Origin of the sequence: Methylobacter sp. Wu8 (genome assembly GCF_036440755.1) — a bacterium.
Taxonomy (GTDB): domain Bacteria; phylum Pseudomonadota; class Gammaproteobacteria; order Methylococcales; family Methylomonadaceae; genus Methylobacter_A; species Methylobacter_A tundripaludum_A.
In genome coordinates this window covers 60,457-75,591 of sequence record NZ_JAZGVT010000051.1, presented here as the reverse complement: position 1 = coordinate 75,591, position 15,135 = coordinate 60,457, and the positions used below count along the sequence as shown (strand labels likewise).

The following is a 15,135-nucleotide window of genomic DNA, read 5'->3' as shown; positions in this document are numbered from 1 at the left end:
AAGTTTTATTTTTCATTTTTTAACCATGAAGGACATGAAGCGGCATGAAAGGTTTAAGTCTTCATGTCCTTCATGCTCTTCATGGTAATTGCCTAAATTAATTTATGCACGATCCTTAGGTATTTCATACGCTGAAGTTAATTTGCTGGATAGTCCCGGTTTTACCGTCTTCAGTTAAATAAACGCCGGTATCGGTCACTTCGCCCAGCGACCGGTTATCGGCGGTGCGTAATTGAAACGGCGTGGTGGCGTGTCCCAGATAGATAGCGCCGATGTTTTTATCACCCAGCGCAATAAGCTGCTGGCTGCCGTCCTCATGCCGCTGCCAGATTCTTAGACTGTTATAGATCGGGTCGGCTTCGTCAATAAAGCCATTGCTGTCGCTGTCATACTTGGCCAGTTCCGAAAATCCGTTGCCGGAATTCGGGCCGAACAGTTCGGAACCATTATTGATAACGCCGTCCTGATTTTTATCCAGCGCCAGAAAACCGCTGCCCGGCCTTAATGTGGCGATTTGTTCGGTCGTGCCGTTGGCGTCAATATCGAATTCGAAACGTGTTTGCGACAGTTCCGCCGCATTGCCGTCAAAATTGATCACCAGCGGATCGACTTTCTGTTCGGGCTCGCCGAGCCTGATCGAACGGCTGGTTTCCAAACGGAATTCGCGGCTCATATTCAATTTAACCGAAAAATCGATACTTTTGCCGTCCTGTGTTTGGATCGAACCAACGGCGGAAAAGCCGGCGCTTTCAGATTCCTGGTAAACGGTGCGATGCTCGTAAACAAGGCCGGCGCCGGTGGAAGGCGGCGTTGTTGTTATCTCAATACTGCCGGTGTCGGCAGTCAGTTCACTCGGCGAAAACAGCTTAAAATCCTGGCCGGTTATGGCTTTAACCATGTGTTTTACAATCAGCAGTTTAACGCTCTGGTTGGCGTCAAGGTTTTCACTAAGATCCACCGATTGCGTATCGATGTGCAGAGTTTTAGCGGAACTGCTTAGGCTTAGCGTATCCGCCAGCTGTTCTTTTTGGCTAGGCCTCGTCTGCCGTTCGGTTTTCCAGGACCGCAAAGACTCGGATTCTTGAAAACTTTTTAAAGACTGATGCCTGCTGCCCAATTGGATGGCGGAACTTTTTATGATCATTAGCTTTGGCCCGAGAAAGTTTATTTTCCAGGCTATCGGCTAACATCCGAATTAGTTTAGACGATATGCGAAAATAGCCGCCGCTGACCACGGCTACAGGACAGGACGCTTGGTGTATAATGAAGTCTTTATGTTAGATTTAGGATCAACAATGGACGCTTACCCTGAGAAAACCTGTTCGATAGACCGTCTGGTCACTCATGCGAAATTGGTAGAAGCAACAAAAGCCGGAATGAAAACGCAGCAGCGTCGCGACGGCGTATATGGCTGGCCCGGCGAAACTTTCGACCTGGACGGGATGACTTTTGTTGTTACCGATCTGCAACGCCAGCGTTTAGGCGACATGACCGATGCCGACGCCAGGGCGGAAGGCTACCCCAGCCTGGATATGTACCGGGACATTATCTTGAAAATGCATGCGGGAATGACCTGGAATGAAGACGCCCTGGTATGGGTGCATAGTTTTACGGCCAAGACGGATAGTTAACGCTGATGGACAAAAAACCCTCGGCTATTCAACGCGAGGGTTTAATATTGATGTCTGACTAAGCGCCGGCTAAATAATACAAGCCGCTGCTTAAGCACGCCAATGAGAACAGGTAGTTGATGCGCTTGCCTGTACTCAGGCCCAATACGCAGCCGCCCAGGCAAATAGCCAAGCTCATCAGCATTAACGCCGAAAAATACAGCGCGGCGCTGGACTCGGCAGGAATTTCCGCCGCATGGGCATAGCCGTGGAATACGGCAAAAAACGATAGCCCCAGAAAAAATATTTTAGCGCGTTGCTTCTGACCGATAGTGACCAACAGGCCGAACGCGATTAACGATAAAGCAATTAATGATTCGACAAACGGTATCTGAACCGCATAAACATTAAGCACGGCGCCTGCCGCCATCAATGCAAAAAAAACAGCCGGAAATGCAAACAAGGCTTTTCCGCCCTGCTTAGCCGCAATCAAGCCAACCGCCATTAATACCAGCAAATGGTCGATGCCGGTTAAAGGGTGCATCAAACCGCTGATCAAACTGTGGTCAATGTGGCCTCCGGTGTGTGCATAAAGTGAGGGTGATACAAAACACAAGGCGGCGATCAGCCAGTTTTTAATACGCATAAGTGAGTCCTCTTAAAATTGTTAACCGGTAAACGATGACCAGCCGGCTCGCCGTCTATCGTTGCTATAAAAAAGGCCTCAGTCTATTAACTGGTCTGGGGTCTGTCAACGCTTTATCGACGCCTTGTCGATTAAAGAGCCTTAATCGCGTCCGCAAGCAGGGCGTCGAGTTGGATACAGGAGCTCGGATGGTCGATGCTGTCGGTGCTCCAGACGGTTTTGACGCCGGCATTAAGAATATGGATGTAAGCATCGCCGCAAAACAGGGCGTGGGTGACGATAGCATAAATATCCCGGCTGCCTGCCGCTTGCAGCAGACCGGCTGCTTTGGCGAGCGTCCTGCCGGTGCTGGCCATGTCGTCTACGATAACCACCGGATTGTTGCGATAATCTTTATTGGGCAAAGCCATTTCAACCTGTCTGTCGCCGAGCCGGTTTTTAGTCGCAATCGCATAATCAAAGCCGATCTTGCCCGCGATAGCTCCGACCCATTGTTTCGATTCGCTGTCCGGGCCCAACAGTATCGCATGCTTGAATTGTTGTTTTAAAAAAGCGCCCATTTCATCGGCGGCAGTCAGGCTGATCGCGTTTTTTATCGGAATCGCCTGGGTTAATGACGAAATACGGTGCAAATGCGGATCCACGGTAAGCACGTCATCAAACAAATCCGCAAGCAGCCTGCCGATAATACGCTGACTGACCGCCTCGCCGGGCCGGTTGGCGATGTCCTGGCGCATATAGCTCAAATAAGGCGCAACCAGGGTCAATCGTTTAGCGCCTAATTCCCGCGCCGTGGTCGCGCACAGCATTAATTCGATCAGTTTGTCGTTGGGCTGGTTAAGGCTGCGGCAAATAATAAGGTGTTCCGGCAGCAAGGTCGGCAGGCGGACCAAGCTTTCGCCGTCAGGAAAATGATGCACGGCGGCCTCGATCAGCGGCACATCAAGCCGAACAGCCAAGCGCTGCGCCTGGCTTAAGTAATCGGGGAAGGCGAGTATCATCATAAGCTGGAATTGTTCCGGGTTAAAAAGCAATCAGCGATTTGATGATTTGTTCATCGCTGCCTAGAGTGTAGCCGTTGTTGCTGTTCGCTAAATCCTGGGCGAATTTAAAATCGGCAGGGAATTCGGCATAGATGCGGTATAAGACGTCGCCTTTTTTTACCGGGTCCCCCATTTTTTTTAATAAATCGACGCCTGCTTTTTTCATCATCGGCGCTCCGGCAAGCCGGGCGATGGTCGCCATTTGAAAGTTGTCGATACTGATGACTACGCCGTCGCAATCGGCAACAACCTCATGACAAAGATTGCCGGGGTGCAGATCGATTACTTTAGCCCCTTGCGCCCGGATAAGCGCATCCATTTTGGCCAAGGCCCGGCCTGAGTCGAGTATATCGCGGGCAATGGCATAGCCCTGCCCACCGCGAACATCGGGATCGAATTCAATGATCCTTCCGGCCAGCTGCAAGGATTTCTGGCGTAAATCGAACGGCGCATCGGGATCGTTTTTCAGCACCTGCATAATGTCTCTCGCTTCCAGTACCGGGCCTATGCCCCGCCCTATCGGCTGGCGGCCGTCAGTAATCATCACTTCCAGATGAATGTTGAGCCGGTCGCCGACAAATTCAAAAAGCTTCCGCAAGGCCAGCGCCTGATTCATGTGCCGCACTTTAGCCGTCGGGCCGACCGGAATATCGATAAGCAAATGAGTCGAACCGGCGGCCAGTTTTTTGGACAGAATCGATGCCACCATTTGTCCCTGAGAATCGATGCCCAGCGGGCGTTCGACAGAAATCAGCATGTCATCGACCGGTGCGAGCTTGGCCGTGCCGCCCCAGGCCAGACAGCCGCGTTCCTTGCCCACGATCTCGTGCAGTTGCTCCGGCGTCAGGTTGACCTCGGCCAGCAGTTCCATGGTATCGGCCGTGCCGGCCGGCGAGGTGATTGCGCGGCTGGAGGTCTTCGGTATCAACATGCCGTGCGCGGCGACAATAGGCACGACCAGCATCGAGGTGCGATTGCCTGGGATGCCGCCGATGCAATGCTTGTCGGCTACCAGCGCTTCATGCCAGTTCATCCTGTCGCCGGATTGCAGCATCGCGCGGGTCAGAAAAAACAGTTCGTCTCGGTCAAGATTATTTTGCCCGGTCGCGACCAGGAATGCCGCCATTTCCATTTTCGAGTAGCGGGTTTCAACAATGTCGTTAGTTATATTGTTAAAATCATCCTGATCGAGGCGTTCGCCGTTGATTTTGCGGCGCACCGCATCCATCGACTTTGGCGGCTCCGCATGGTTGACGGTGACCAGACTGCCCTCGGCCACACTGAGCCGGCTGAATGCCTGCTCTGACAGGCCCAGTTCCCCCGGCTGAACGATAGAGCTGTCGTCAACCACGTTAAGAACGGCGAGCACCTTGGAACCGTTGGTGCTGATCAGGACTTTAGACAACGCCTGAAAACCTTCGGCCCGGTAGACGCCGCACTCGCGATTCAGATAAGCGACGTTTTCATGATAGGTGTCAATGCCGATACGGCGAACTTGCAGGGTGTCATTACTCATGGTTTAAAATAGTCGGCGGATAAGTGGATTGATGATGCGGTTTGAACCGGATCTTGTCAATAACTGGAGGATGCGCGGAACCGAGTGAAACGCATCATTCGTAAAATTAAGGAACACCAATGAAAAAATGCACATGGGCGCTGTCCAGCCCGTCTGAACAGCAATATCACGATCTTGAATGGGGCGTTCCGGTGCATGACGACCGGCTGCTGTTCGAGTTCCTGATCCTTGAAGGCGCTCAGGCGGGATTAAGCTGGTCTACCATTTTGAACAAGCGCGACGGCTACAGATCAGCCTTCGACAATTTTGATGCTGAAAAAGTCGCGGGCTACGATGAGGAAAAAATCAACGCACTGCTGGCTAACCCCGAGATAGTCAGAAACAGACTGAAGGTCAATGCGGCCGTCACCAACGCCCAGGCTTTTTTGAAGGTCCGCCAGGATTTCGGCAGCTTCGATGCGTACATCTGGCAATTCGTCGATGGCAGACCGCTGCACAATGCCTGGAAAACCGCCGCCGATCTTCCGGCTTCCACGCCGACCTCAGAACTGATGAGCAAGGATCTTAAAAAACGCGGCTTCAAATTTGTCGGCAGCACCATTTGTTATGCCTTTATGCAGGCGACCGGCATGGTCAACGATCACACTATCGATTGTTACCGGCATACCGAAATTAAAACCCACTCTTCATAAGGAGCAACACGATGCGCTATCTGCATACCATGGTCCGGGTTCGTGACCTGGACGAATCCCTCGACTTTTATTGCAACAAGCTCGGTCTGGTCGAGTCCCACCGGATGGACAGCGAAGCCGGACGTTTTACGCTGGTCTATCTGCATGCGCCGCAGGATGCCGGGCAGGCTGCAAAAATGCACGCGCCGTTGCTGGAGCTGACCTATAACTGGGATACCGAGGATTATCAAGGCGGCCGCAACTTCGGGCATCTGGCGTTTGAAGTCGATGATGTTTACCAAACCTGCCAAAAATTAATGGATGCCGGCGTAGTCATCAACCGTCCGCCGCGTGACGGGCATATGGCGTTTATACGCTCGCCGGACAAGATTTCCATCGAACTCCTGCAAAAAGGCGCATCGCTGCCGCCTGAGGAACCGTGGCTTTCTATGGAGAATACCGGGAGTTGGTAAAAGCATATGGTTAAATGTCCTCGTGAAAATATCACTGCCGCTTCCCATAAGATGCGCCTTAGCACGTTGACTACCATTACCCCTAATCGTCTGTTAAGATTGCGCCTCACTTTGGATTCTATTTCTTAAGCATTGAAAACAGACACCTTTTGTTAACTTTTTGAGAAAAATCATGGCTTCATACGATGTATTTATAAGAGGTATCCGCCCGGAAAGCATGGACGATGCGGAACAAATTAAACAAAAAGCCTGCCAGATTTTTAAAATCAAAGAGGAACAACTTGAAAGCGCATGGGGTACAGGCTCGGGTCTGTGCATCCGCCGCAATGTTGACAGCGAAGAGGCCAAAAAAATCCAGGGAACTCTTTATAAAGCGGGCCTTATTTGCGTTTATAAACCGGGAGCTGGAGGCCCCGAGCTTTCTCTGACGCAAGGCAGGGAAGATGTTACCACCCGCGTTTTTACCTGCCCGCATTGTAAGTTCAAACACACCTTGGATAAGGATGCCCCGGATCCGACAAAATGCAGCAAGTGTTTTGTCAATATCAATGACTACCTGGAGAAACTTAAACAGCAAGAGGAAAAAGAAGCGCTGAAAAGGCGGCTATTAGCCTCCCAGACCAAGGAACAACAGGACATAGCGGAACAACTGAAAAAAGAAGCCGAACAAAGACGCAAGCAGCAAATAGAAGACGAGGTTCGGCAGGAGCTTTTCGGCGACCCAAAACAGAAGAACATGAAAAAAATGCTGCTTATCGGCGGTAGCGTGGCGGCTGTCCTTATTGCAGTGGAGGCAGGGTATTATCTTTTCGGCATTAAAAAAGAGAATCCTCAGCCAGTCGTAGTCGATGCCGGCGCCAGCAGCGTTGGAGAGGGCGGCGCCATCGTTGCAGCTGCCCCTGCCGACGGCCAGGTATCAGTGCAAAATACTCCTGACACAGCCAATAGCGATGTCGGCGTCAGTAGCGTTGGCGAAGGAGGCGCTCTCATCCCTGCTGCCGGAGCAACCGGACAGACCGACGGACAGATGTCGCTGCAAGACACCCATGATAAAGCCAATAAAGTGCTTAACGCCTTTGGTATGGATGCGGATAAACTCGCCAATAATATGAACAAAAACGCTGCGCCCGGAGCGGGAAAACCGGCCTCCGCCGCGTCAAATAGCGGTATCGCTCCAAATACCGTAACCCCTACAAACACCGGCACTGCCGCCGCCACGAATACGGCTGATAAAATCAGTCCTGTTACCGTTTCTCTGCTGTCCGACGGGGTTAACAACCAGGAGTGGGATTTATTTCTCGATCGGCGTGTAAAGAGCCTAATAAGCCGTAATTCCTTCAATGACGCCTATCTGTTAGGGCAACACGTTGTCGATACCGAAAGCTACATCAATACCGCAGCGCTAGTGTTGGATGCAGCTCAAAAAGCAGGCCAGGACAAACTGGTGACAGATATTACCGCCGCCATCGAAGCCAGGATTAATGCGCTCCCAGCCAATCAGGCCGACTATCTGGCCCAGGCCGGGTTTTATCAAGCCCGCATAAGCAAAAAGAACGACCTGCTGACGCGCGCCGATACCGTCTTGAAACAAATACCGGATGCAACTACACAATTAAAATCGGCGTTAAAGCTCGCCGTATATAACTTTAAAGCCGGTAACGTTGAAGCCTCTAACAGTTATTTCTCTCAGGCTGATAACTTACTGGCGAAACTGGAATCCCCGGATCAGCAAGTCAGCGCCCGCGCTGCCTTGGGACGGGCTTATCATGACATTAATGACGGAGCCGGCGCCGCCAAATGGCTGACAAGCACCGAAAACCTTCTCGGCAAGATAAAAACCGAAACCCTAATAGAGCTGATCGAAGCTTATGCCTATATCGATCAGCTGCAACCGACAATGCAGCAAAACATTCCAAAAGAACAACAAGGTGCGGCACTCTATCGAGTCATTCAAATATTGCTAAAAAACAACGCCATTAACCGCGCCTTAGCCGTCAACAAAGACATACAGGATGCGGCCTATAAAGCCATGTCCTTTGACTTGATTGCCGGCTACGACCCCAGCATTGCCGGTTATTCCTTGGAGTTGGCGGAAGGCCAGCTTCCCACTATGGCCTTGGCTGCCGACAAAGCCATTATTGCAAGCCGTATAGCCGGACACTACGCCAGAACGGATAATTCAACCAAAGCCTCCGAGTTAATCGCACTGGCGGAAAAAGAACTCAGCAGCCTGCCTGCATCGAGCGCCAAAGATGATGTGCTCGCCGTTATTGCCAAAAATTCCGCACAAGCTTTGCAATTTGATGTTGCCAATAAGTTTGCGGACGGCATTCAGGCGGAGGCCGTTAAAACTTCGAGTAAAAACGAGATCAATCAACTGGCGGCTCTAGGCGGCCTGCTGACTGGTAAATAGCCGACCGGGGCCGGGGCGGCGGCATTGCGCCCGTCCCCCGCCCCGATCAATTTACCTACAAAAGACTTAAATCGCCTTCTTAATCCGCTCCAACGCATTTTGCAGATTCGCCATGCTGGTGGCTATCGAAATCCTGATATGCCCCGGCGTGCCGAACGCGGAACCCGGCACCAACGCGACACCGGCTTGTTCGATCAAATATTCGGAAAAACCCAAATCGTCATCGATGTTATCCAGTCGGGCAATCAGCTTTTCCACGTTAGGGAACACGTAAAAAGTACCGTCGGTTTCAAGGCATTCAACGCCGTCGATACTGTTCAGTTCGCTGACGACATAATCGTGGCGCTTTTTAAACTCAACGCACATATCGTCGATAAAACTTTGATCCCCGGTTAACGCGGCTTCGGCGGCATGTTGCGAAATCGACGTCGGGTTGGAGGTGCTTTGCGACTGGATAGTGGTCATCGCCTCGATCAAATCCGCAGGGCCTGCGGCATAACCGATACGCCAGCCGGTCATCGAATAGGCTTTGGATACGCCGTTCATGACCACGGTGCGGTCATACAGTTCGGGATGCGCGTTTAAAATATTAACAAACGTGCCTTTCTTCCAAAGGATGTGCTCGTACATATCATCGGTTGCGATGATAATGTTCGGGAAATCTTTCAGCACGTCACCTAAGGCTTTCAGCTCTTCCAGGTTATACGCAACGCCGGACGGATTGGACGGGCTGTTGATAAAGATTAACCGGGTTTTATCGGTGATGGCGGCGCGCAACTGTTCAGGCGTTATTTTAAAGTGCTGTGCCTGGGTGGTTTCGATAATCACCGGCACGCCGTCGGCCAACAACACCATGTCAGGATAGGAAACCCAGAACGGCGCGGGAATGATGACTTCATCCCCCGCGTTAAGCAGGGCCTGGGTCAGGTTGAATGAGCTTTGTTTGCCGCCGCAGGAAACCAGGACCTGGTTAGGCTGGTAATCGAGGCCGTTATCGTTCTTGTACTTGGCGATAATGGCTTTTTTCAGGCTGGCTATGCCGTCGACTGCGGTGTATTTGGTCTGGCCGTTTTCAATAGCCTTAACCGCCGCTGCCTTGATATGATCCGGGGTGTCGAAATCCGGCTCACCGGCGCCAAGGCCGATTATGTCTTTGCCTGCGGCACGCATTTGCGCGGCTCTGGCGGTAATCGCCAAAGTAGGTGATGGTTTAACTGCCTGGACTCTGTTAGAAAGTTTGATGCTCATGTTTCCCCGTGTAAAATCAATGCCAAAGATGGAGAGGATTATACATTATGTATAATGGCTTACTAACAACAAGGTGTTAAAAATACATGTTTATTGAGAAGTTGATCGTGACTTAAGCCGTTCGTGCTGAGCTTGTCGAAGCATGAACGGCTTAAGTCAACGCGAACCGGATTTTACCATTCACCCTTCGACAAGCTCAGGGCGAACGGTAAAATCCTTAAATCATGGCAGTGATGCCGAAACATGGGAACGATAAAGCAGTTATATTCATTGAGAAATCCAAGTGAAAAAGAAGTTCAAACTCCACAGCCGTTTCCAGCCAGCCGGTGACCAGCCTACCGCGATACAAGCCCTGGTCGAGGGCTTGAATGACGGAGAAGTGCATCAGACTTTGCTGGGCGTGACCGGTTCCGGCAAAACCTTCACGATAGCCAATGTGATTAACCAGGTGCAGCGTCCGGCGATGATTATGGCGCCCAATAAAACCCTGGCCGCGCAACTCTACGGAGAGATGAAGGAATTCTTCCCGGAAAACAGCGTCGAGTATTTCGTCTCGTATTACGACTATTACCAGCCGGAAGCGTATGTCCCGGCCTCCGACACCTTCATAGACAAAGATGCGGCGATCAACGAGCACATCGAACAGATGCGCTTGTCGGCGACCAAGGCCTTAATCGAACGGGACGATACCATCGTCGTCGCCACGGTTTCGGCCATTTACGGCTTGGGCGAGCCGGAATCGTACTTCAAGATGGTGCTGCACTTGGTCAAGGGAGACATGATTAACCAGCGCGACATCCTGCGGCGGCTGGCGGAAATGCAATACACCCGCAACGACATCGACCTGCGCCGTGCGACCTACCGGGTGCGCGGCGAGGTCATCGACGTGTTCCCGGCCGAGTCGGACAGCGAAGCGTTACGGATAGAGCTGTTCGATGACGAGGTGGAACGCTTGTCGTTATTCGACCCGCTGACCGGCGAAATCATCCGGCGGCTGGCGCGCTATACGATTTACCCGAAAAGCCATTATGTCACGCCGCGCGAGCAGCTGTTGGAAGCCGTTGAAGCGATCAAGGTGGAACTCAAGGAACGCCTGGAGCAATTGCGCTCGCTGGATAAACTGGTCGAAGCGCAACGGCTGGAGCAACGGACGCTGTTCGATATTGAGATGATACTGGAAGTCGGCTATTGCTCAGGCATCGAAAACTATTCCCGCTACCTGTCCGGTCGAAGCTCGGGCGAGTCGCCGCCGACCATGTTCGATTACTTGCGCGACAATGCGCTGGTGATTATCGACGAAAGCCATGTCGCCGTGCCGCAGATCGGCGCGATGTACAAAGGCGACCGGTCGCGCAAGGAAACGCTGGTCGAATACGGCTTCAGGCTGCCGTCCGCGCTGGACAATCGCCCGCTGATGTTCGATGAGTTTGAGTTGAGAGCACCGCAGCGGATTTACGTGTCGGCAACGCCGGGCCCCTACGAACGGGAGCATTCCGGCGTTTTTGCCGAGCAGGTGGTCAGGCCGACCGGCTTGCTTGATCCGGTCGTGGAAGTGCGCCCGGCCACCACCCAAGTCGATGATTTGCTGTCGGAAATCAACAAACGCGTTGTCGTAAAAGAACGGGTGCTGGTAACCACGCTGACCAAGCGGATGTCCGAAGACTTGACCGAATACCTGATGGAACACGGAGTTCGGGTGCGTTATTTACATTCCGACATCGATACCGTGGAACGGGTCGAGATCATCCGCGATTTGCGGCTGGGGCAGTTCGACGTGCTGGTCGGCATCAACCTGTTGCGCGAAGGGCTGGACATACCGGAAGTGTCATTGGTTGCGATACTGGACGCCGACAAGGAAGGCTTCCTGCGGTCGGTCGTGTCGCTGGTGCAAACCATCGGCCGGGCGGCGCGGAATGCCAACGGCAAAGCGATCTTGTACGGCGATAAAATCACCAAATCGATGCAGCAGGCGATCAATGAAACCGAGCGCCGCCGCGAAAAGCAGCACCAGTTCAATATCGAGCATCATATCGAGCCGAAGACCATTTTCAAGTCGGTCACCGATATTATGCAAGTATCGATACCCGGCGCAGGCATGACCCCCGCCAATAAACTGCTGGACAAGGTGGCTGAATTCCCGGCCGACTATAAAGCGGCCATGACGCCCAAACAGGCAAGCAAGAAGCTGAAGCAACTGGAAGACGCGATGTACCAGCATGCGAAAAATCTTGAATTCGAGCAGGCGGCGAAGATCAGGGATGAGATTAAGGTTTTGCAGGAGTTGATGTTGGTGTAGTTAGCGTTAAAGCTTGGTAGAACAACGCAAAAAACCGCTCCGATATTAGTCAATCACATCGACCTTGACACACATACAGCTAGGCTGAACAATGGACGGCAGAGCCTGCATACCTGCCTTTTATAACTAACCAAAATGAGCAAAACATGCGTTTAGACGAAATAATACAACAGCATACCGAGAAATTATCGCCGCAACTACAAGCGGAAGTTTTTGATTTTGTCCTATTTTTAGAGCAAAAACAGGCCAACGCCCGATTAACAACCGATCCGCAGCAACGCAAAAAGCGACTGGAAAAAGCCTTGGATAATGCCGTTGAGCTGGGCGTTTTTACAGGTGTTGATGGCGTACAGTGGCAAAATGAGCAACGCCAAGACTGTGACATCGGATATAGCGTAGGGCTGAAAAAATGATTGTTGTTAGAGGCGGTACTGATAAGCCAATCAGCAGCCAAAGATTAGCTGATTACTTTGAAACAAGAACCGATATAGAAGGCTACCTGTATTTAGGTTACCCAATTATTGGTACGATTGAAGGCGGCTATCAAATTGATGCATTATTACTTTCCGATAGACACGGTGCTGTTATTTTTCACCTTATCGAGGGTGCTTATAACGAAGGAATAGAAATCGCTGATATACAAGATGAAAACTACACGAAATTAGAATCTAAATTAAAGCAGCATAAGGATTTAACTAAGGGGAGAAATTTAGCCGTTCAATTAAATGTTGCTACCTTTGCGTCTGCGTGGACAGGACGCACAGATATACATTCTGAACACCCCATTTTGGTTTGTGAGAACGATTTGGCTGATTTCCTGGAATCTAAGACTTGGGAAGATAATCAGGCTTATCAAAAACTGGTTTCTGTCATCCAATCTATTACAACCATAAGAAATAGAAATAAACGTGGCTATGTTAAAAAGCTTGATTCCAAAGGCGCCAAACTAAAAAAATTAGAAGAGTCCATTGCTAATTTAGACCGCCAACAGAGTACTGCGGTTATTGAAACAGTTGATGGTGTTCAGCGTATTAGAGGACTGGCGGGATCAGGAAAGACAATTGTTTTAGCTCTTAAAGTTGCTTATTTACATTCAAAAAATCCAGATTGGCGTATAGCTGTCACTTTTAATAGCCGTTCACTTAAAAATCAATTTAAACATTTCATTACCTTATTTACCCTAGAACATAAAAACGAAGAACCAGATTGGGATAAAATTGACATTATTCACGCGTGGGGTAGCCCTTCAATACGTGGTATCTATTATGAAATCTGTCTGAAGCATAATATTGAGTATTTTGATTTCAAGACTGCCGAATTAATGGCAAAAAGTTATGGTAAGGGATTTGATGTTGCTTGCGAAAAAGCTCACAGCGAAATCAAAGCATTTCAGCAATATTACGATGTTGTTTTGGTTGATGAGGCTCAAGATTTTTCACCCTATTTTTTACGTTTATGTTACGGGATATTAAAGCAGCCAAAACGCTTGGTATATGCCTATGATGAATTGCAAAATATCAGCAATAAACAAATGCCATCACCCGAAGAATTATTTGGTTTAGATACTTCTGATAAACCATTTGTTTCTTTACAAAACACGCAAGGAAAGCCTAAGCAAGATATAGTTTTAGATGTTTGCTATCGTAATTCCAGGCCCATTTTAGCCACAGCTCATGCTTTAGGATTTGGTATTTACAGAAAAAAAGGACTCATACAGATGTTTGATCAACATCAACTCTGGCAAGATGTAGGTTATAAAGTTAAAGATGGAAAATTAGCGGATGGTGAACCAGTCACTTTAACCAGAGATGAAAAATCCAGCCCCGAATTTTTAGAAAAACACTCACCTATTGATGATTTGATTATATTTAAATCGTTTAATAATGATGCGGAACAAATTGCTTATTTAATCGCTGATATTGAAAAAAATATTAAGGAAGATGAATTAAAGTTAGACGACATCATGGTTATTCATCCTGAGCCTTACACTGCAAAACGGGCTGTAGGTGTAATAAGGGAAGCGCTATTTAAAAAAGGGATCAATTCTAATCTGGCTGGCGTAACTACAACCCCCGATGAATTTTTTAAAGATAATGCCGTTGTATTTACGCAAATATACCGCGCCAAAGGCAATGAAGCGTCTATGGTCTATATCATTAACGCCCAGGAATGTTTTGACGCTTTTAATATAGCCCAAAAGCGAAATATGTTATTTACTGCATTAACGCGAAGCAAAGCATGGGTGCGTGTATTGGGTTATGGACAGAATATGCAGGCATTGAAACAAGAATTTGAAGAAGTAAAACATAATAAGTTTGAGCTTAAATTTACTTATCCAACAGCAGAAGAGCGTAAAAAACTCAATATAGTTAATAGGGATATGACAGAACAAGAACGTAAAAAATTACAAAAAAAATCTGCATCAGCAAATGACTTACTTCAAAGTCTAATGATTGGCGAAATACACAAAGAAGATTTATCAGAAGAATTAAGAACAAGATTAAAGGAATTGCTCTAAATATGCCAGATTCTGTCATTATTCTTAGGCAAATTGAGAAAATAACTGCGAAGCTGATTGAAATAGGACTATCGGCAGAACAAAACTTTCCTTCAAGTCAATTTGGACGTATTGCTTATTCGGGTATGCAGGATGTATCTATTGCCATGAAAAATATAGCTTATGAAGAAATATACAGAAAATTGGAAGAAACCAAAAACTACAATATCAAAATGCTTGATGGTGCCTTAATTCAAATGCTTTATAGCTTTGAAGATAGCAAGCTGATTTCTCATCGGTTAGCTTTTTTTCCAGCGCCCACCTTAGAAAGTTTTCAAAATGAACCTGACCTTTATGAAAATGATGAAATTTATGCTGATATTTTAGGAAGAAATATTGTTACTTTTCCTATTCGTTTTGATTATGATCCTGACAATTTTGAAGACATAAAACATCCAAAAACTCATGCTACTTTAGGGCAATATAAAAATTGCAGGATTCCAGTTTCTGAACCACTAACACCTGAAATATTTATTACCTTTCTATTACGAAATTTTTATAACCCTGCTTTTCAAAAACATACACAGAAATTTATTATCAGCAGTCAACGTTTCACGAAAACCATCACGGATCAAGAAAAATCCTTACTTCACCTTGGCATTTATTAACAAATAGAGCTGTAGGACGGATTCGCCATGAGGCACCAGCCATAAACGGAGTAT

The 15,135-nt window shown here is 48.8% G+C and carries 13 protein-coding genes; 8 read left to right on the top strand and 5 right to left on the bottom strand.

What is annotated here, in order from left to right; genetic code table 11:
* Positions 1 to 124: 124 nt before the first annotated feature.
* The gene (locus V3O24_RS06195) at positions 125 to 1,144 is read right to left on the bottom strand and encodes a hypothetical protein (protein ID WP_104423080.1); all 1,020 of its coding nucleotides are present in this window, start codon (positions 1,142 to 1,144) and stop codon (positions 125 to 127) included.
* Positions 1,145 to 1,295: 151 nt separating this feature from the next.
* Between V3O24_RS06195 and V3O24_RS06190 the strand changes: the two genes are divergently transcribed.
* Entirely contained in the window at positions 1,296 to 1,631 is a 336-nt protein-coding gene (locus V3O24_RS06190) for an ASCH domain-containing protein (protein WP_331306613.1), read from the top strand.
* Positions 1,632 to 1,689: 58 nt separating this feature from the next.
* On the opposite strand, the gene V3O24_RS06185 is transcribed toward V3O24_RS06190, so the two are convergent.
* From V3O24_RS06185 to V3O24_RS06175, 3 genes are all read right to left on the bottom strand, one after another.
* Positions 1,690 to 2,256: a HupE/UreJ family protein gene (locus V3O24_RS06185; protein WP_331306611.1), complete on the bottom strand. Its 567-nt coding sequence runs from the start codon at positions 2,254 to 2,256 to the stop codon at positions 1,690 to 1,692.
* Positions 2,257 to 2,387: 131 nt separating this feature from the next.
* Positions 2,388 to 3,260: a ribose-phosphate diphosphokinase gene (locus V3O24_RS06180; protein WP_331306610.1), complete on the bottom strand. Its 873-nt coding sequence runs from the start codon at positions 3,258 to 3,260 to the stop codon at positions 2,388 to 2,390.
* A 19-nt stretch (positions 3,261 to 3,279) separates the two neighbouring features.
* Positions 3,280 to 4,815 carry a thymidine phosphorylase family protein gene (locus V3O24_RS06175; RefSeq protein ID WP_104423077.1) on the bottom strand — a complete coding sequence of 512 codons (1,536 nt, stop codon included), beginning with the start codon at positions 4,813 to 4,815 and terminating at the stop codon, positions 3,280 to 3,282.
* A gap of 119 nt (positions 4,816 to 4,934) precedes the next feature.
* On the opposite strand from V3O24_RS06175, the gene V3O24_RS06170 reads away from it, so the two are divergent.
* From V3O24_RS06170 to V3O24_RS06160, 3 genes are all read left to right on the top strand, one after another.
* A complete protein-coding gene (locus tag V3O24_RS06170; RefSeq protein ID WP_331306609.1) occupies positions 4,935 to 5,507 on the top strand; it encodes a DNA-3-methyladenine glycosylase I in 573 nt (190 codons plus the stop codon).
* An 11-nt stretch (positions 5,508 to 5,518) separates the two neighbouring features.
* On the top strand, positions 5,519 to 5,959 hold the full coding sequence (locus V3O24_RS06165) for a VOC family protein (protein ID WP_331306608.1): 441 nt from the start codon (positions 5,519 to 5,521) through the stop codon (positions 5,957 to 5,959).
* 172 nt (positions 5,960 to 6,131) lie between these two features.
* Positions 6,132 to 8,372 carry a hypothetical protein gene (locus tag V3O24_RS06160; protein WP_331306607.1) on the top strand — a complete coding sequence of 747 codons (2,241 nt, stop codon included), beginning with the start codon at positions 6,132 to 6,134 and terminating at the stop codon, positions 8,370 to 8,372.
* A 66-nt stretch (positions 8,373 to 8,438) separates the two neighbouring features.
* On the opposite strand, the gene V3O24_RS06155 is transcribed toward V3O24_RS06160, so the two are convergent.
* Entirely contained in the window at positions 8,439 to 9,620 is a 1,182-nt protein-coding gene (locus V3O24_RS06155) for a pyridoxal phosphate-dependent aminotransferase (protein WP_104423073.1), read from the bottom strand.
* 283 nt (positions 9,621 to 9,903) lie between these two features.
* Here V3O24_RS06155 and uvrB point away from each other — a divergent pair, with 283 nt between their 5' ends.
* The 4 genes from uvrB (at position 9,904) to V3O24_RS06135 (ending at position 15,081) form a co-directional block, all read left to right on the top strand.
* Positions 9,904 to 11,916 carry an excinuclease ABC subunit UvrB gene (uvrB, locus tag V3O24_RS06150; protein WP_331306606.1) on the top strand — a complete coding sequence of 671 codons (2,013 nt, stop codon included), beginning with the start codon at positions 9,904 to 9,906 and terminating at the stop codon, positions 11,914 to 11,916.
* Positions 11,917 to 12,062: 146 nt separating this feature from the next.
* Positions 12,063 to 12,329, top strand: a complete 267-nt coding sequence (locus tag V3O24_RS06145) for a DUF2281 domain-containing protein (RefSeq protein WP_104423071.1) — start codon at positions 12,063 to 12,065, stop codon at positions 12,327 to 12,329.
* Entirely contained in the window at positions 12,326 to 14,434 is a 2,109-nt protein-coding gene (locus V3O24_RS06140) for an ATP-binding domain-containing protein (RefSeq protein WP_104423070.1), read from the top strand. Before V3O24_RS06145 ends, V3O24_RS06140 begins: the two co-directional genes overlap by 4 nt.
* A 2-nt stretch (positions 14,435 to 14,436) precedes the next feature.
* On the top strand, positions 14,437 to 15,081 hold the full coding sequence (locus V3O24_RS06135) for a DUF2290 domain-containing protein (RefSeq protein ID WP_104423069.1): 645 nt from the start codon (positions 14,437 to 14,439) through the stop codon (positions 15,079 to 15,081).
* The last annotated feature ends 54 nt before the right edge of the window (positions 15,082 to 15,135 follow it).

Bases quoted from the DNA above. Each gene is read 5' to 3' on its own strand.
- V3O24_RS06195 (WP_104423080.1), bottom strand. From the start codon at position 1,144: ATGATCATAAAAAGTTCCGCCATCCAATTGGGCAGCAGGCATCAGTCT.
- V3O24_RS06190 (WP_331306613.1), top strand. From the start codon at position 1,296: ATGGACGCTTACCCTGAGAAAACCTGTTCGATAGACCGTCTGGTCACT.
- V3O24_RS06185 (WP_331306611.1), bottom strand. From the start codon at position 2,256: ATGCGTATTAAAAACTGGCTGATCGCCGCCTTGTGTTTTGTATCACCC.
- V3O24_RS06180 (WP_331306610.1), bottom strand. From the start codon at position 3,260: ATGATGATACTCGCCTTCCCCGATTACTTAAGCCAGGCGCAGCGCTTG.
- V3O24_RS06175 (WP_104423077.1), bottom strand. From the start codon at position 4,815: ATGAGTAATGACACCCTGCAAGTTCGCCGTATCGGCATTGACACCTAT.
- V3O24_RS06170 (WP_331306609.1), top strand. From the start codon at position 4,935: ATGAAAAAATGCACATGGGCGCTGTCCAGCCCGTCTGAACAGCAATAT.
- V3O24_RS06165 (WP_331306608.1), top strand. From the start codon at position 5,519: ATGCGCTATCTGCATACCATGGTCCGGGTTCGTGACCTGGACGAATCC.
- V3O24_RS06160 (WP_331306607.1), top strand. From the start codon at position 6,132: ATGGCTTCATACGATGTATTTATAAGAGGTATCCGCCCGGAAAGCATG.
- V3O24_RS06155 (WP_104423073.1), bottom strand. From the start codon at position 9,620: ATGAGCATCAAACTTTCTAACAGAGTCCAGGCAGTTAAACCATCACCT.
- V3O24_RS06145 (WP_104423071.1), top strand. From the start codon at position 12,063: ATGCGTTTAGACGAAATAATACAACAGCATACCGAGAAATTATCGCCG.
- V3O24_RS06140 (WP_104423070.1), top strand. From the start codon at position 12,326: ATGATTGTTGTTAGAGGCGGTACTGATAAGCCAATCAGCAGCCAAAGA.
- V3O24_RS06135 (WP_104423069.1), top strand. From the start codon at position 14,437: ATGCCAGATTCTGTCATTATTCTTAGGCAAATTGAGAAAATAACTGCG.